We start from the raw sequence: 13,596 nt of genomic DNA on the forward strand, positions 1-13,596 counted from the left end.
GAGGACATCTGACTTGCACGTTGTCGTCGGAGTCGGCGGAGGTATCGCCGCCTACAAGAGTTGTTCGCTCATCCGTATGTTCACCGAGAGCGGGCACCAGGTTCGGGTGATCCCGACCGCGTCCGCGCTGGAGTTCGTCGGGCGCGCAACATTCGAGGCGCTGTCCGGCCTTCCGGTACACACCGGCGTCTTCGCGGACGTGCCGGAAGTGCCGCATGTGCGCCTGGGCCAAGAGGCGGACCTGGTCGTCGTTGCGCCCGCCACCGCGGACCTCATGGCCCGCATTGCAGGCGGCCGAGCAGATGATCTGCTGACCGCTACGCTGCTCACCGCACGGTGCCCGGTGGTCCTGGCACCGGCGATGCACACCGAGATGTGGGAACACCCCGCTACGGTTGCCAACGTCGCGACGCTTCGCTCCCGCGGCACGCACGTCATCGAACCCGCATCGGGTCGTCTGACCGGCCGCGACACCGGTTCGGGCCGGCTACCGGAGCCGGACGAGATCTTTGCACTCTCGATGCTGGTGACCGAGCGAGCGGATGCGCTTCCTCGGGATCTCGAAGGTCGCCATGTGCTGGTGTCTGCAGGCGGCACTCGTGAGCCACTCGATCCGGTCCGTTTCCTGGGTAATCGAAGCTCCGGCAAGCAGGGATACGCACTCGCGCGAGTGGCCGCCCAGCGCGGTGCCCACGTGACGCTGGTTGCCGGGTACACCAGCGATCTGGACGTTCCGGCCGCCGTCGACGTGGTGCACGTCAAGACTGCCTCGGACATGCAGGACGCCGTTCGGAAGCTGGCCGTCGGAGTCGATGCGGTGGTGATGGCGGCCGCGGTCGCCGACTTCCGCCCGGAGTCCGTCGCGGGAAGCAAGATCAAGAAGGGGTCCAACGAACCGTCGTCGATCCCCCTGGTGCGCAACGACGACATCCTTGCCGGCCTCGTCGCGGCCCGCCGTGACGGTGAGCTCGAATCGTCCACGGTCATCGTCGGGTTCGCCGCCGAGACGGGTGACGCGGACGGAGACGTCCTGACGTACGCGCGGGCCAAACTGGAGCGCAAGGGCTGCGATCTGCTCGTGGTCAATGCGGTCGGTGATGGCAAGGCGTTCGAGGTCGACCACAACGACGGCTGGCTGCTCGGTTCCGACGGTTCCGAAGCTGCACTCGGAGAGGGCTCCAAAGCTCTCCTGGCGAGCCGCGTACTGGACTCGGTTGCGCAGCTGCTCGACGCGCGCGGTCCTCTATCGAGTTCGAGTCCGTGACCGTGCCGAGGGTGCGCGATCGATGTCGCACCGGATACCGTGCTGAGCACCACGTGTAGTGCCGTAGAGGTTTGCCTGGCTCCGGCAGGGGCGATAACACCGAGGGAACGTCAATTTTCGTGGAGTGCCCGACCGGCGCGAGGCGTCGGGTCGGGCAGCAACATGCGTCGAGAGGAAGTCCGTGAGCAAGTCCGGTAGCCGGCTTTTCACCAGTGAGTCCGTCACAGAGGGTCACCCCGACAAGATCTGTGATGCCATCAGCGATTCGATTCTCGATGCCCTTCTGACCGAGGATCCGCGCGCCCGAGTTGCTGTGGAGACGTTGGTCACCACCGGGCAGGTGCATGTTGCGGGTGAGGTCAACACCACCGCATGGGCCGACATCCCGAAGATCGTGCGCGAGAAGGTACTCGAGATCGGGTACGACTCGTCCGCCAAGGGGTTCGACGGAAACTCGTGCGGGGTGAACGTCGCCATCGGTGCGCAGTCTCCGGAAATTGCTCAGGGCGTGGATCATTCGCACGAGGCTCGGGTCGAGGGGCTCTCCGACGACGAAATCGATCGTCAGGGTGCGGGGGATCAGGGGTTGATGTTCGGATACGCCAACACCGATACTCCCGAGCTGATGCCGTTGCCGATCGCTTTGGCGCACAGGCTTTCCCGGCGGCTGACCGAGGTACGCAAGAGCGGTGTACTGCCGTATCTGCGTCCGGACGGCAAGACGCAGGTGACGATCGAGTACGACGGCGACGACGCCGTACGCCTCGACACCGTGGTGATCTCGACGCAGCATGCCGCCGATATCGATCTCGACAATCTGCTCACTCCCGACATTCGGGAAAAGGTGCTCAGCTCGGTGCTCGCCGAGTTGAACGTGCCGACACTGGACACCTCCGATGTGCGGCTGTTGGTCAACCCCACCGGAAAGTTCGTGCTCGGTGGCCCGATGGGTGATGCCGGTCTCACCGGCCGGAAGATCATCGTCGACACCTACGGCGGTATGGCACGGCACGGCGGTGGAGCGTTCTCCGGCAAGGATCCGTCCAAGGTCGATCGCAGCGCTGCCTACGCGATGCGCTGGGTCGCCAAGAACGCTGTTGCAGCTGGGCTCGCGGACCGCATCGAAGTACAGGTGGCGTACGCCATTGGCAAGGCCGCGCCGGTCGGTTTGTTCGTGGAGACATTCGGCACCGAGAAGACCGATCCCGCGCGTATCCAGGCGGCGATCAGCGAGGTGTTCGACCTTCGTCCCGGTGCCATCATTCGTGATCTGGATCTGCTGCGGCCGATCTACGCTCAGACGGCGGCGTACGGCCACTTCGGCCGTACCGACATCGATCTGCCGTGGGAGTCCACCGATCGTGCCGGCAAACTCCGGGACGCTGCAGGCCTGTAAGCACGGCGACCGTTCTGCACGTACCCTGCTCGCACCGGCTCGGTGCTCCGACATCGAGTGTGGGGTGAGAATCGAGGAGGAGGTGCGGTGGCAGGCGTAGCGCGGGTGGCGGCGTCGGATCTTCCGATCGCGCGCATTCTCCCGATGTTGCCGCTGCCGCATCTCGACCGCGAGTTCGACTACCTCGTTCCCGAGGAGGTGAGCAGCGATGCTCAGCCCGGTGTCCGAGTTCGGGTGCGGTTCGCGGGACGACTGGTCGACGGTTTCGTGCTGGCCAGACTGGCCGAGACCGAACACTCCGGCAAGCTCGGCTGGCTGGATCGGGTGGTGTCGGCGGAGCGAGTTCTGACCCCGGAGATCGCGGAACTGGCCGAGGCGGTCGCCGATCGGTACGCCGGGACCAGAGCGGATGTGCTGCGTCTGGCGATCCCGGCTCGCCATGCCCGAGTCGAGGCGGAACAGACACCTGTCGTCGAGCCGCCGGTCGAGCCCGACATCGACCGAGCAGCCTGGTCGGCCTACACCCACGGCTCGAACTTCCTCGATGCGTTGGCATCGGGACGCGTACCGCGAGCGGTATGGCAGGCGTTGCCCGGTGAGCGATGGCCGGTGCGGCTGGCGGAGGCCGCCGCCGTGACCGTCACGGGCGGTCGTTCCGCGGTGGTGGTGGTACCCGATCAGCGAGACCTCGATCGACTGGAGACGGCCTGTGTGGCCCTGCTCGGTGCCGACCGGGTGGTGGCGCTGTCGGCCGGACTGGGCCCGGCGAAGCGGTATCGGCAATGGTTGCGTGGTCTGCGATCGGGGCCGGTCGTCGTGGTGGGGACACGCAGCGCCGTGTTCGCTCCGGTGTCCACTCTCGGCATGATTGCCGTCTGGGACGACGGTGACGACAGTTTTGCCGAGCCTCGCTCGCCGTATCCGCACGCCAGAGAAGTGGCGTTGCTTCGAGCTCACGTATCCGGGGCAGCGGTCGTCATCGGCGGACATGCGCGAACTGCAGAGGCCGAGGCACTCGTCGATTCCGGGTGGGCACACGACCTGGTGGCTCCGCGCGAATTGATTCGTGAGCGTCAACCCCACGTGGTGGCCCTGGCGGACTCGGACCATGCGCTCGCGCGGGATCCGGCAGCCCGGGTCGCGCGGCTACCTGCGATTGCGTTCGAGGCGGCGCGAGCCGCACTGAAGGCGGATTCGCCTGTGCTGGTTCAAGTTCCGCGCGGCGGATACGTACCGTCGCTGGCGTGTGCCAAGTGTCGGCACCCGGCGCGGTGTCGCCGGTGCAACGGGCCGCTGGCCCTGCCGTCCGCCCCGGGCAGCGACGGAGCCGGCAGTCCGACGTGCTCGTGGTGTGGAATCGCCGACACCGCACATCGGTGCACGGTCTGCGGATCACGCAACCTGCGTGCGGTCGTGATCGGAGCGGGCCGCACCGCCGAGGAACTCGGACGGGCATTTCCCGGCGTACCGGTACACAACTCGGGGGGTGCCGCCGTGCTCGACGCCGTCGAGCCGGGTGCCGGTCTCGTCGTGTCGACCGTCGGTGCCGAGCCGACGGTCGACGGTGGGTACGGCGCTGCCCTCTTGTTGGACGGCTGGGCCCTGCTCGGCCGGGCAGACCTGCGCGCGGCAGAGGAGACACTGCGTCGGTGGATGACGGCCGCCGCCTTGGTCCGCCCGGGTGCGGCAGGTGGCCGCGTGGTAGTCGTTGCCGAGTCCGAGATACCCACGGTGCAGGCGCTGGTTCGCTGGGATCCGCTGTGGCACGCCAGAAGTCAGCTGGACGAACGCGTCGAGGTGCGGTTCCCGCCCGCCGTGCACGTCGCGGCGATCGACGGAACCACCGATGCGATCACCGCGCTGGTGGAGAGCGCGGATCTGCCCGAGGCAGTGGAGATTCTGGGACCTGTCGATCTGCCGGACGGCCAACGGGCTCCCGCGAGCAGCGGTGAGGACGTGCTTTCCGGTGATGTGCAGCGGCTGTTGATACGCGTCCCGCGGAGCACCGGGGCGGCGTTGGCGCGAGCACTGTCCACTGCGCAGGCAGCTCGTAGTGCCAAGAAACTCGGCGCTGGAGTGCGGGTTCAGATCGACCCGATTCGAATCGGCTGACACTGCCGTCGGGGCTCGCCGTGGCCTAGGGTTGCCTCGGGGCGGTGCACGGGGCGCCGACGAGAGATGGGTCGGGGGACATGAAGAGAAGACAGCTTCTTCGCCGTGTGACAACAGGTTTGGCAATAGTGATCGGGGCCCGTCTGGTCGCGCCCACCGCCGCCGACGCCCTGCCCGGTACCGGCTCGGCGCAGCCGACGACACCGGCCGTTCCGTTGGACCGACTGCTACGGATCGTGTCGCTGTCGCACATCAACGATCCGGCGCTCACCCCGATCTTTCCCGGCGATCCCGAATTCTCGCTCGAGACGGCGTTCACCGTCGCGGACGACGGCTTCTACCTCCAGTACGTCAAGGAGGGCGAACACACCGGTACGCACTGGGGAGCGCCTGCGCACTTCCAGGAAGGTGGGTTGACCGCCGACCAGCTCGATCCGGAGGATCTGTTTCTGCCTGCGGTGAAGATCGACATTCGTGATCGGGCGGCGGACGACGCCGACTACGCCGTGACCGTGGCAGACCTGCAGAACTGGGAAGCAGTCAACGGAACCATTCCGCCAGGGGCGGCTGTCATTCTGTGGACAGGCTGGGAGTCACGCTGGGGGACCTATGCGTATGCCAACGCGGACGCGGACGGTGTGACGCACCAACCCGGGTTCTCCGCGGAGGCGGCGCAGTGGTTGATCGACACGGGCAGGCTCGCCGACAGAGGTGCCCTCGGCACCGACACCTTCGGGCCCGATCTGGGCAACGACGACACCTACCCGGTGTCCGTCAAGCTCTACGACCGGCGTCGGATTAGCCTGGAGAACCTGACCAATCTGGAGTCGATCCCGACCACCGGCGCCTACGTCCTGGTCGGTGGCCCGATCAACCGAGCCGGATCCGGCTCGCCTGCAACCATTTTCGGTTTGGTCCCACGAGTCGCGTGATCGGAGCCGCTCGGCACCGCGCTGAGTGTGCCCGCGGTGTCGTAGGCGTAGATTCCGGCCTTGCCCTCGCGTTTGGCCGTGTACATCGCGCGATCGGCCAGCCGCATCAGCTCGTCCTCGTCGGCGGTGTCGGAGCCGGCCACGGTCGTGGAGTCGGGGGGTGTGCGGTCTGGTCGACCGATCTGCACCACGCCCACGCACACGCCGACCGACACCGAATGGCCGTCGATCTCGTGTGTTGTCCGCATCGCCTCGGCAATGCGGACAGCCGTCGCGCGACCGGTATCGAGGTCGGCGTAGACCAGGGCGGTGAACTCGTCACCGCCGAAGCGCGCCACCACACCCTCGACCACACATCGGTCGAGGCGGCGGGCAAGTTCGACCAGTAGTCGATCACCGCCGGCGTGGCCGAATCTGTCGTTGACGCTCTTGAAGTCGTCGAGGTCGATCAGCAGTAGGACGGCGCAGCCCCGGCCCGCTCGGGCGTCGTTCACCGCCTCTCGAAGGTGTTCGTCGAACGATGACCGGTTGAGCAGGCCGGTCAGCCCGTCGTGGTGCGCGCGATACGTCAGCTCGGCCTGTGCCCGAGTCAGGGTTCGGAGCAGATTGTCGTTCTGAACCAGGGTGATCACCTGGCGAACGAGTGAGACCAGCACCACTGCAACTCCGAGAACGATGACGGTCGAATCCAGGTCCCCGGTCTGCACACGCAGTATCGCCAACACGATCCCTACTGCACCCATGAGCCCGTACGGCAACAGCAGCTGCGTTCTTTCACCGGTCACGGTCTCGGCGTACACACGTGCAGTGGGCTCCGATCCGTACCGCGACGAGCCGTATTTCGACGAGCCGGGCGTCGATGGGGTGTCGTCGACGGTCCTCGGGGCGGCGGCCGCGAGAGCGATGAGTGCAGTGCCTGCGATGAATCCGCCGTCGGTCAGAACCGGCATGAAGTCCGCACCGGTGGCAACGAGGTACGCGTAGATGCTGTCGGATATCGCCATCATCAGGATCCCGGCACCGAGCAGGGTGAGCTGCGTCCGGTATCGCGCCGCGATCTTCGGGATCACGACGAGCAGCACGATCATGGCCACGAGGACCAGGTCGGTGATGGGGTACATGATCGCCACGAGGAACTCGATCGATTCGTATTCCGACGAGTGCGCGACCGCACCGAGCACGGTGGCCCAGGAGAGAACGAACAGGGACCCGACGACGACGGCCCCGTCGAGCAGCGACATCACCCAGACGTGGCGTGCACCTGCGGCAGCCCGTCGGGGCGACAGACCGACGAAGGCGAGCAACGCAGGCACGGCGAAGATCGGGAAGAGAAAGAACCCGACGTCGGCGATCGATGCAGTCGGCAGCGGCATGTCGAGAGCGGATCGATAGAAGGCCCAGACCGCCATGCCTGCACTCCAGCACGCCATTCCTGCGGCCATCAGAACGCGCCACTGCCGTTCGGTGCCCGTCCTCGTGGACGCGGTCCGCCAGCACACGATCGTCGCGGTGATACCACCCGCGAGCTGTGCGACGTCGTCGATCAGCACGGAGACTCGCTGGCCGAGAACATTGGAGCCGGCCAGCAGAACGATGGCGAGGACGCAGCCGAGCACGACGGTCACGCGTCGTCTCGTCGATCCGGCCACACGGCCCCCCCTCGTTCTTGAGCGGGCCCTGTCGAGCCGGCCGCTGGATTCCGGTGCGGTCAACGAGAGCTCCTACCGACCGCGCAATTCTAACGAGCGAGAGCGACCCACGACGCGTTCCTCGGATGCGGAAAATCGGAGGTTACCTCTTGGCCTTGCCAAAGATCTATTGTCGATATATCGTCGACTTATCAATCGATCGAAGGAGTACGACATGAACTACGCATTCGAAGGATTTGCACACGAATTCGGACGTCGCGCAGGCGCACGTCGACACATGCGAGGAGCGCCGTTCGAGATGTGGGTCGCGCAGAGTGACGATCACGGCCCGTCGGACGATCAGGGTCCGCGAGAGCGAGGCCGCGGAAGGAGAGGGCACGGCGAACGCAGTGGACACCGGGACGGTGGCCCGTTCGGACGAGGACGAGAAGGTATGCGCACCGGCTTCGGGCCCGGCGGTTTCGGACCCAATGCAGATTTCGGTCGAGGCCGGGGTCGGGGAGGGCGAGGGCGTCGCGGGGACGTGCGCGCTGCAATCCTGCTCTTGCTCGAGGAACGTCCGATGCACGGGTACGAACTGATCCAGCAGATCGCCGAGAAGAGCAACGGCACCTGGAAGCCGAGTCCGGGCTCAATCTATCCGGCCCTGTCGCAACTCGAAGACGAGGGTCTGGTCATGATCGACAAGGTGGCCGGCCGCAAGACGGCTGCGCTGACCGACGAAGGGAGAACGCACGTCGATGCTCATCGCGCCGACCTGGGCAGCCCGTGGAACGACGTGGCGGAGTCCGTCGGTGTCGATGCCCGGGATCTTCGGGCACTCATCGGACAGTTGATGGGCGCAGCCGGGCAGGTCGCCGGAGTCGGCACGCCGAAACAGGTCGAACAGGCTGCCGAGATTCTCACCGAAGCACGCAGGTCGCTGTACCGGATCCTTGCCGACGACGGTCCGACCGATCGATCTCCCGAGGACACGGTCGACACCCCCGACGCGACGTGATCGACAGGTGCGGAATCGTCCGCAGCGCTCGCGACTCCCTAGGATGGACACCCGAGATCCTTTCGTCCATCCCAGGGAGTTGCTCGAGTGCGCGTCGTCTTTGCCGGTACACCGGAGCCCGCAGTTCCGTCGCTGCGGCGACTGCTGGAGTCCGAACGACACGAGGTGATCGCGGTGGTGACCCGGCCCGACGCCGCTGCCGGTAGGGGGCGCAAGACGATGCGGTCACCGGTCGGGCAGCTGGCCGACGAGCACGGAATCCCGGTGTTCACACCCGCGAAGCCCTCGGATCCGGATTTCGTCTCGCAGCTCACCGAACTCGCACCCGACGTGTGTCCGGTCGTCGCATACGGTGCACTGCTGCCGCAGCCGGTGCTCGACATCCCTCGCTTCGGCTGGATCAATCTGCACTTTTCGTTGTTGCCCGCATGGCGAGGTGCCGCACCGGTGCAGGCGGCCATCGCCGCAGGCGACGAGATCACCGGTGCCTCCACCTTCCTGCTCGACGCGGGAATGGACACCGGCCCGGTACTCGGCGTCGTCACCGAGCGGGTACGCGCAACCGATACGACAGGGGACCTGCTCACCCGACTGGCGTCGAGCGGAGCAGACCTACTCGCTGCCACCCTCGACGCGATCGAGGACGGGACGGCATCCGCGCATCCGCAGCCCGAGGACGGGATCTCCTACGCGAGCAAGGTGAGCGTCGACGCCGCCCGCATCGACTGGACTCGATCTGCAGCATTCGTCGACCGACACATCAGATCGGTCACCCCCGCACCGGGCGCATGGACGACGATCGGTGAACTCCGCGTCAAGATCGCCCCGACGACGCGCTCCGAGGACACGTTGGCCCCGGGCGAGATAGCGGTGCGCAAGTCCGGCGTGCACATCGGAACAGGCACGACCGCAGTCGTTCTCGGCGATGTTCAACCGCAGGGCAAGAAGCTCATGAAAGCACTCGACTGGGCGCGAGGCGCTCGGCTGGACGATACGGCGGTAGCGCGATGACAGAACCCGACAGGCCTCGAAAGCGCGAGTCGAGTCCAGCCCGAAAGACAACCAAGAAGTCGCCCGGTGCGCGCGGTCCGAAGGGGAACCGACCCCCGCAGGGTGCAGGACCCCGTGCCGTCGACGCGATCGACCCGGCCCGCCGAGCGGCCCGGGACGTGTTGAAGGCCGTGCGTGAACGGGATGCGTACGCCAACCTGGTGCTCCCCGGACTGCTGCGAGAGCGGAAGCTGGACTCGCGCGACGCCGCGCTCGCGACCGAGCTCGCCTACGGTGCGTCCCGAGCGCGTGGCGTCCTCGACGCGGTGATCGCCCATGCCGCCGGTCGGCCCGCCGCCGAGATCGACGGGCCGCTACTCGACATTCTGCGGCTCGGCGCCTATCAGCTGCTGCGGACTCGCGTTGCCCCACACGCGGCCGTCGCCACGTCGGTGGACCTCGCCCGGTCCGAATTCGGTACCGGCAAAGCAGGTTTCGTCAATGCGGTGCTGCGGCGCGTGTCCGAGCGGACGGCCGAGCAGTGGGTGAACGAGCTAGCACCCGAGGCGGCGGTCGATCCCGTCGGCCACCTCGCGTTCGAGTACGCCCATCCCAAATGGATCGCGCAGGCATTCGCCGATGCACTCGGTGCCGACGCCGGTGAACTGGCCGCCGTCCTCGAGGCCGATGACGCGCGTCCCTCGGTGCACCTGGTGGCCCGGCCCGGTGAGATCTCCGCCGAAGAACTGGCGTTGATCACCGGGGGAGAGGAAGGTCCGTATTCGCCGTACGCCGTGCACCTCGACGGCGGAGATCCCGGCAAGCTCGACGCCGTCCGTGACGGACTGGCCGGAGTTCAGGATGAGGGCAGTCAACTCGTCGGACGCGCGCTGACGTTGGCACCGTTGCTCGGCGAGGACAACGGCCGATGGTTGGACCTGTGCGCCGGACCGGGCGGTAAAGCCGCCTTGCTCGGTGCCATCGCCGAGATCGACGGTGCCACCGTCGATGCCGTCGAACCGACGCCGCACCGAGCAGATCTGGTGTCCAAGACGACCAAGGACCTTCCGGTGACGGTGCACACCGTCGACGGTAGAGCGTCCGGACTCGACAGCGGCTACGACCGAGTGCTCGTCGACGCACCGTGCACCGGACTCGGTGCCCTGCGCCGCAGGCCCGAGGCACGGTGGCGCCGCCAACCCTCCGATGTGGCGGCGCTGGTGACGTTGCAGAAGGAACTGCTGGCCGCGGCGATCGAGCTGGTACGCCCCGGCGGAGTGGTGCTGTACTCGACGTGTTCGCCGCACCTGTCCGAGACCACCGCCGTCGTCGCCGACGCGGTCCGCCGCTACGGCGTCGACCAGCTCGATACCCGCGAGCTCGTCCCAGGAGTGCCGCAACTCGGCGACGGTACGTCCGTGCAACTGTGGCCGCACCGCCACGGCACGGATGCGATGTTCATGGCGGCGCTGCGCAAACCGGTGTGATCAGGAAGTCGATGTGATCAGTTGCCGGCCAGGAAGGTCTCGGCCACGTTCTTCGGGGCGTGGACCAGCCACCCGTCGATGATCAGCTCCCGCAGTTCGTCGTCGTCGGTGTTGTCGAGGTCGACCAGGATGGCGGCGAATCCGTCGAAATGCGAAATGGTGAAGCACGCCCTTGGGTGTGCGGCGAGGATCGCTTCCTTCTCGTGCAGATCAGCCGTGCGAACCGCGAGGATCGGACCGCTGGGCGGAGTCTCGCTGGCGAATCGCTTCAGGTCGGCCTTGCTGAACGGTCGAATCCATGCGAACACGTTCTTGCCCACCGACCACGCCGGGTTTCCGTACCGGACACTCTCGGTGACCTCGGGAAGATCGGCGATCACCGCCGTCGCGGAATCGATGGTGGTCATGGGCGAACGATACCGGCTCGACTAGGCTCGTCAATCGTGGTTTCCCCGATGATTGCCCCCTCGATCCTGTCCGCAGACTTCGCGCGTCTGGCTGCCGAAGCCGACGCCGTGTCCGGAGCCGACTGGCTGCACGTCGACGTCATGGACGCGCACTTCGTTCCCAACCTCACCCTGGGGCTGCCGGTCGTCGAGAGCCTGCTGAAGGCGACGAACATCCCCCTCGACTGCCACCTGATGATCGAGGATCCGGCGCGCTGGGCCCCGCCCTACGCCGAAGCAGGCGCGTACAACGTCACCTTCCACGCCGAGGCGACCGACGACCCGTCCGCCGTGGCCCGCGACATCCGCGCAGCCGGAGCCAAGGCAGGCCTGTCGGTCAAGCCGGGAACACCGATCGAGCCGTACCTCGAGATCCTGCGCGACTTCGACACGCTGCTGGTGATGAGCGTCGAGCCTGGCTTCGGCGGACAGTCGTTCATGCCGGAGGTGCTCTCGAAGGCGAAAGCAGTGAGGGCACTGGTCGATTCCGGCGATCTTCGACTGATCGTCGAGATCGACGGCGGCATCAACTCCGACACGATCGAGCAGGCCGCAGAGGCCGGCATCGACTGCTTCGTCGCCGGCTCGGCCGTCTACAACACCGCCGACCCCGCTGCCGCCGTGCGCGACCTCCGCGACCGAGCCGCCCACGCATCACACCACCTGTCGTAATGAACGGCCGGGGCGCAGCAATGTCCATCGCGGACGCCATGGCCCTCGCCGTCGAGGCATCCGAGTCCGCCCGAGGCATCAGTAGTCCCAATCCCGCGGTCGGTGCGGTGATCCTGGATGCACACGGCGTGGTGGTCGGCATCGGTTCCACGCGTCCGCCCGGCGGTCCGCACGCCGAGATCGTCGCCCTGGCCGAGGCCGGGGACCGCGCTCGCGGCGGCACCGCGGTGGTCACCCTCGAACCCTGCAACCACACCGGCCGCACCGGACCGTGCTCCCGAGCGTTGATCGACGCGGGCATCGCCTCGGTCGTGCACGCCGTCGCCGATCCGAACCCGCTCGCCTCGGGCGGCGGGGACACCCTGCGCGCGGCCGGCATTCGCGTCGAACAGGGGATCGGCGAGACCGAGGTGCGGCAGGGGCCACTGCGAGCCTGGTTGCACAAGCAACGCACCGGGCGACCGCACGTGACGTGGAAGTACGCCGCCACTCTCGACGGTCGCAGTGCCGCAGCGGACGGCACGAGCCAGTGGATCACCGGACCCCAGGCCCGGGCGCACGTGCACGCCGAGCGAGCCAAGCTCGACGCCATCGTCGTCGGAACCGGCACCGTGCTGGCCGACGACCCGCGACTGACCGCGCGACGTCCCGACGGCACGTTGGCAGCGCATCAGCCGGTTCGCGTCGTCGTCGGATCGCGGCCGATACCGTCGACCGCGGCAATCCGTGGGTCCGACGCTCCGACGGTGTTTCTCGACACACACGATCCGGCCGCCGTCGTCGAGGCGCTGCGCGAGCACACCGACATCCAGATCGAAGGCGGTCCGACGCTGGCCGGGGCATTCCTCGCTGCAGGGTTGGTGGACCGGATCGTGGCGTACGTCGCACCGGCGGTGTTGGGCAGCGGACCCGCGGCGGTGGAGAATGCGGGCATCGGAACAATTGCCGATGCAATTCGGTTCCGCACGGAGACAGTCACCATGATCGGCAACGACATTCTGATCGGCGTCGTGCCCGAAGGAGCGAAGTAGATGTTCACCGGAATTGTCGAAGAGCTCGGCGAGATCGTCGCCAAGGACGAACTGCCCGACGCCGCGCGGTTCACCGTTCGCGGTCCGGTGGTGACCTCGGACGCCGGGCACGGCGACTCCATCGCGGTGAACGGGGTCTGCCTGACCGTGGTCGAGGTGCTGCCCGACGGCGGATTCACCGCCGACGTCATGCAGGAAACGCTGAACCGCTCGAGCCTCGGTGCCCTCGACGTGGGCAGTCGCGTCAACCTCGAGCGTGCGGCCGCGCTCGGCAGCCGCCTCGGCGGGCATCTCGTGCAGGGTCATGTGGACGGCACCGGGACCATCATCGGCCGATCCCCGTCCGAGAACTGGACCGTCGTGCGCATCGCACTGCCCACCTCGGTCGCGCGCTACGTGGTCGAGAAGGGCTCGATCACCGTCGACGGAGTCTCGCTCACCGTCTCCGGACTCGGCGTCGACGAGGGAGCGCACTGGTTCGAGATCTCTCTGATCCCGACGACCCTCGACCTGACCACTCTCGGCACGGCCGAGGTCGGATCGCCCGTCAACCTCGAAGTCGACGTCATCGCCAAGTACGTGGAGCGGCTGCAGAGTATCGACGCGCAGTAAGTAGT

The 13,596-nt window shown here is 67.1% G+C and carries 12 protein-coding genes; 10 read left to right on the forward strand and 2 right to left on the reverse strand.

The window, feature by feature from the left end; all coding sequences use genetic code 11:
• Positions 1-13: 13 nt before the first annotated feature.
• From coaBC to MTX34_RS11815, 4 genes are all read left to right on the forward strand, one after another.
• A complete protein-coding gene (gene coaBC / locus MTX34_RS11800; protein WP_243593124.1) occupies positions 14-1,264 on the forward strand; it encodes a bifunctional phosphopantothenoylcysteine decarboxylase/phosphopantothenate--cysteine ligase CoaBC in 1,251 nt (416 codons plus the stop codon).
• Between the two features lie 181 nt (positions 1,265-1,445).
• On the forward strand, positions 1,446-2,660 hold the full coding sequence (metK, locus tag MTX34_RS11805) for a methionine adenosyltransferase (RefSeq protein ID WP_243609567.1): 1,215 nt from the start codon (positions 1,446-1,448) through the stop codon (positions 2,658-2,660).
• A gap of 144 nt (positions 2,661-2,804) precedes the next feature.
• Positions 2,805-4,772 (forward strand): primosomal protein N', encoded by a 1,968-nt coding sequence (locus MTX34_RS11810; protein WP_243609657.1) that lies wholly within the window; start codon positions 2,805-2,807, stop codon positions 4,770-4,772.
• 80 nt (positions 4,773-4,852) lie between these two features.
• A complete protein-coding gene (locus MTX34_RS11815) occupies positions 4,853-5,704 on the forward strand; it encodes a cyclase family protein (protein ID WP_243609568.1) in 852 nt (283 codons plus the stop codon).
• Here MTX34_RS11815 and MTX34_RS11820 read toward each other — a convergent pair.
• Positions 5,620-7,329: a GGDEF domain-containing protein gene (locus tag MTX34_RS11820; RefSeq protein ID WP_243609569.1), complete on the reverse strand. Its 1,710-nt coding sequence runs from the start codon at positions 7,327-7,329 to the stop codon at positions 5,620-5,622. The two genes, MTX34_RS11815 and MTX34_RS11820, sit on opposite strands and share 85 nt — an antisense overlap.
• Positions 7,330-7,651: 322 nt before the next feature.
• Between MTX34_RS11820 and MTX34_RS11825 the strand changes: the two genes are divergently transcribed.
• From MTX34_RS11825 to MTX34_RS11835, 3 genes are all read left to right on the forward strand, one after another.
• Complete coding sequence (locus tag MTX34_RS11825; protein WP_374639493.1) at positions 7,652-8,353, forward strand: PadR family transcriptional regulator; 702 nt, start codon at positions 7,652-7,654, stop codon at positions 8,351-8,353.
• Between the two features lie 87 nt (positions 8,354-8,440).
• Positions 8,441-9,364: a methionyl-tRNA formyltransferase gene (gene fmt / locus MTX34_RS11830; RefSeq protein WP_094741971.1), complete on the forward strand. Its 924-nt coding sequence runs from the start codon at positions 8,441-8,443 to the stop codon at positions 9,362-9,364.
• On the forward strand, positions 9,361-10,830 hold the full coding sequence (locus tag MTX34_RS11835; RefSeq protein WP_243609570.1) for an RsmB/NOP family class I SAM-dependent RNA methyltransferase: 1,470 nt from the start codon (positions 9,361-9,363) through the stop codon (positions 10,828-10,830). Before fmt ends, MTX34_RS11835 begins: the two co-directional genes overlap by 4 nt.
• A gap of 17 nt (positions 10,831-10,847) precedes the next feature.
• Here MTX34_RS11835 and MTX34_RS11840 read toward each other — a convergent pair whose 3' ends face one another.
• Positions 10,848-11,237 carry an MmcQ/YjbR family DNA-binding protein gene (locus tag MTX34_RS11840; protein ID WP_243609571.1) on the reverse strand — a complete coding sequence of 130 codons (390 nt, stop codon included), beginning with the start codon at positions 11,235-11,237 and terminating at the stop codon, positions 10,848-10,850.
• Positions 11,238-11,273: 36 nt separating this feature from the next.
• Here MTX34_RS11840 and rpe point away from each other — a divergent pair, with 36 nt between their 5' ends.
• Genes rpe through MTX34_RS11855 form a run of 3 tightly spaced genes read left to right on the forward strand, consistent with a single transcriptional unit; the run spans position 11,274 to position 13,591 of the window.
• The gene (gene rpe, locus MTX34_RS11845; protein ID WP_243593118.1) at positions 11,274-11,948 is read left to right on the forward strand and encodes a ribulose-phosphate 3-epimerase; all 675 of its coding nucleotides are present in this window, start codon (positions 11,274-11,276) and stop codon (positions 11,946-11,948) included.
• On the forward strand, positions 11,948-12,979 hold the full coding sequence (gene ribD, locus MTX34_RS11850; RefSeq protein ID WP_374639429.1) for a bifunctional diaminohydroxyphosphoribosylaminopyrimidine deaminase/5-amino-6-(5-phosphoribosylamino)uracil reductase RibD: 1,032 nt from the start codon (positions 11,948-11,950) through the stop codon (positions 12,977-12,979). The genes rpe and ribD overlap by 1 nt, the downstream gene beginning before the upstream one ends.
• A complete protein-coding gene (locus MTX34_RS11855; protein ID WP_243609573.1) occupies positions 12,980-13,591 on the forward strand; it encodes a riboflavin synthase in 612 nt (203 codons plus the stop codon).
• The last annotated feature ends 5 nt before the right edge of the window (positions 13,592-13,596 follow it).

The sequence above is a fragment of the Rhodococcus sp. ARC_M5 genome (genome assembly GCF_022810405.1).
GTDB lineage: Bacteria > Actinomycetota > Actinomycetes > Mycobacteriales > Mycobacteriaceae > Rhodococcoides > Rhodococcoides navarretei.

Bases quoted from the DNA above. Each gene is read 5' to 3' on its own strand.
- MTX34_RS11855 (WP_243609573.1), top strand. From the start codon at position 12,980: ATGTTCACCGGAATTGTCGAAGAGCTCGGCGAGATCGTCGCCAAGGAC.
- MTX34_RS11810 (WP_243609657.1), top strand. From the start codon at position 2,805: ATGTTGCCGCTGCCGCATCTCGACCGCGAGTTCGACTACCTCGTTCCC.
- ribD (WP_374639429.1), top strand. From the start codon at position 11,948: ATGAACGGCCGGGGCGCAGCAATGTCCATCGCGGACGCCATGGCCCTC.
- MTX34_RS11825 (WP_374639493.1), top strand. From the start codon at position 7,652: ATGTGGGTCGCGCAGAGTGACGATCACGGCCCGTCGGACGATCAGGGT.
- MTX34_RS11815 (WP_243609568.1), top strand. From the start codon at position 4,853: ATGAAGAGAAGACAGCTTCTTCGCCGTGTGACAACAGGTTTGGCAATA.
- MTX34_RS11840 (WP_243609571.1), bottom strand. From the start codon at position 11,237: ATGACCACCATCGATTCCGCGACGGCGGTGATCGCCGATCTTCCCGAG.
- MTX34_RS11835 (WP_243609570.1), top strand. From the start codon at position 9,361: ATGACAGAACCCGACAGGCCTCGAAAGCGCGAGTCGAGTCCAGCCCGA.